The organism is Rhodococcus sp. 105337 (assembly GCF_012844225.1).
In the GTDB taxonomy this organism is placed as follows: Bacteria; Actinomycetota; Actinomycetes; order Mycobacteriales; family Mycobacteriaceae; genus Rhodococcus.
This window is the reverse complement of the sequence record NZ_JABAGQ010000026.1, coordinates 1-2,173: the sequence shown is the minus strand read 5'-3', so window position 1 is coordinate 2,173 and position 2,173 is coordinate 1. Positions and strand designations below refer to the sequence as shown.

Here is a 2,173-nt window from a genome sequence, read left to right as displayed (position 1 = left end):
ATCCCCACCAGCAGATCCAACGACCGGCGCACCGCCAACCCGACCGTCGTCTCCGGACCCACACCCCGCGAGATCAGATACCGCGCAAGCTGATTGACCCGCGCATCGAACTCGCCGTATGTCAACGACCCGCCCTCGAACACCACAGCAATCGCGTCGGGATTCGAGAGGACCTGCGCATCGAACCGATCCAGCAACGTCGACTCCGGCACCGGATGCGCCGTATCGTTCCACCGCTCGAGCACCGCAATACGCTCATCGGCGCCCAGCAGATCGATATCGCCGACCCGCAGCGCCGGATCAGCGACCACCGTTTCGAGGATCCGCACGAACCGCTCCGCGAAGCCCTCGACGGTTACCGCATCGAACAGATCGGTGGCATACGTGAGCTCCGCACGGAAACCGTCCTCCGCGAACCCCTCCGACAACGTCAACTGCACATCGAACTTGGCGATCTGCGCATCGAAGTCCACACCCGAGACACTCAGACCGGGAAGTTCGAGATGCGCGTCCGTCATATTCTGGAAAGTCAGCATCACCTGGAACAGCGGATGACGCGCCTGCGAGCGCGCAGGGTCGAGCACCTCCACCAACCGCTCGAACGGCACATCCGCGTGCGCGAACGCTTCGAGATCGACCCCACGTACGGCATCGAGCAGCTCCCCGAACGACACCCCACCATCAACCGACGTCCGCAATACGAGCGTGTTGACGAACATACCCACCAGATCGTCGAGCGCGGCGTCGCCACGACCGGCGATCGGCGTGCCGATCGCAATATCGGACTGGGCACCCAACCGTGACAGCAGCACCGCAAGAGCAGCATGCACCACCATGAATTCCGTTGCGCCACTGAGACGGGCGAGATCGGTGATACCCGCGCGGACGCGCCGATCGATCGTGAAACTGTACGAGGCACCCTGGTAACTCGAGACCGCCGGGCGGGGCCGGTCGGACGGCAACGTCGACTCCTCCGGCAGATCCGCCAAAGCAGTGCGCCAGAACTCGGTTTCCCGCGCGAGCAGCGACTCCGGATCGGACTCGTCGCCGAGGACCTCTCGCTGCCACAGCGTGTAATCCGCGTACTGGACTTCCAACGCCGACCACTCCGGGACCGCGCCCACGGCCCGCGCTGCGTACGCCGTTGCCACGTCCCGGGTCAACGGCCCCATCGAGAACCCGTCAGCGGAGATGTGATGAACCACCACCACCAGCACATGCTCTTCCGGCGTGATTCGCAGCAGCCGCACTCGGATCGGAACCTGCTGCGTGACATCGAAACCGGCAGTCGCGATCTCCGTGACACGTGCCGGGACCTCGTCGGCCGCGACGGTCTCCCCAAGCACCTCGACGACGGTCCCCGAGACAGGCAGAACCTTCTGGAAACCGACTCCGTCGATCTCCGGATACACCGTCCGCAACGACTCGTGTCGCGCGACCACATCCGACACCGCCGCCTGCAACGCATCGACATCCAACGATCCCGACAACCTGATCGCCCCCGGAATGTTGTTCGCCGCGGACCCCGGATCCAACTGGTTGAGGAACCACATCCGCTGCTGCGCCAACGACAACGGAATCTCCTCCGGCCGAACCCGAGCAACCAACGGAACCCCGGCACCCCCACCGGACACCTGCTCCACCCGCACCGCCAGCTCCCCGACAGTCGACGCCTCGAACAACACCCGCACCGGCACCCGAGTATCGAGCGCCGCACCCAGACGCGCCACCACCTGGGTCGCAACCAACGAGTTACCGCCGAGCTCGAAGAAGTTGTCGTCGAGACCGACCCGCTCGAGACCCAACACGTCCGCAAACGTCGACGCCACAACCTGTTCGACGGCGGTCTGCGGCGCCCGGAACTCCCGAGCCTCGAAGACAGGGGAAGGCAACGCCTTACGATCGAGCTTCCCACTGCTGTTGAGCGGAAACTCATCGAGCACCATCAGAACCGACGGCACCATATATCCGGGCAACAACCCCGAGACAAACCCCGCCAACTCGTCACGATCCACCGCGGCCCCCACAACAGGCACCACATACCCCACCAGCTGATCCCCGAGATCCGAGACCGACACCACCACCGCAGCCTGAGCGATCGACTCGTGCGACACCAACGCCGCCTCGATCTCACCGAGCTCGATCCGCAACCCCCGCAACTTCACCTGAAAAT

At 64.5% G+C, this 2,173-nt stretch carries 1 protein-coding gene; it reads right to left on the bottom strand.

Annotated features, from left to right (window positions below; genetic code table 11):
- A partial coding sequence (locus HF886_RS20805; protein WP_169653377.1) for a condensation domain-containing protein occupies positions 1-2,173 on the bottom strand: 2,173 nt, incomplete at both ends.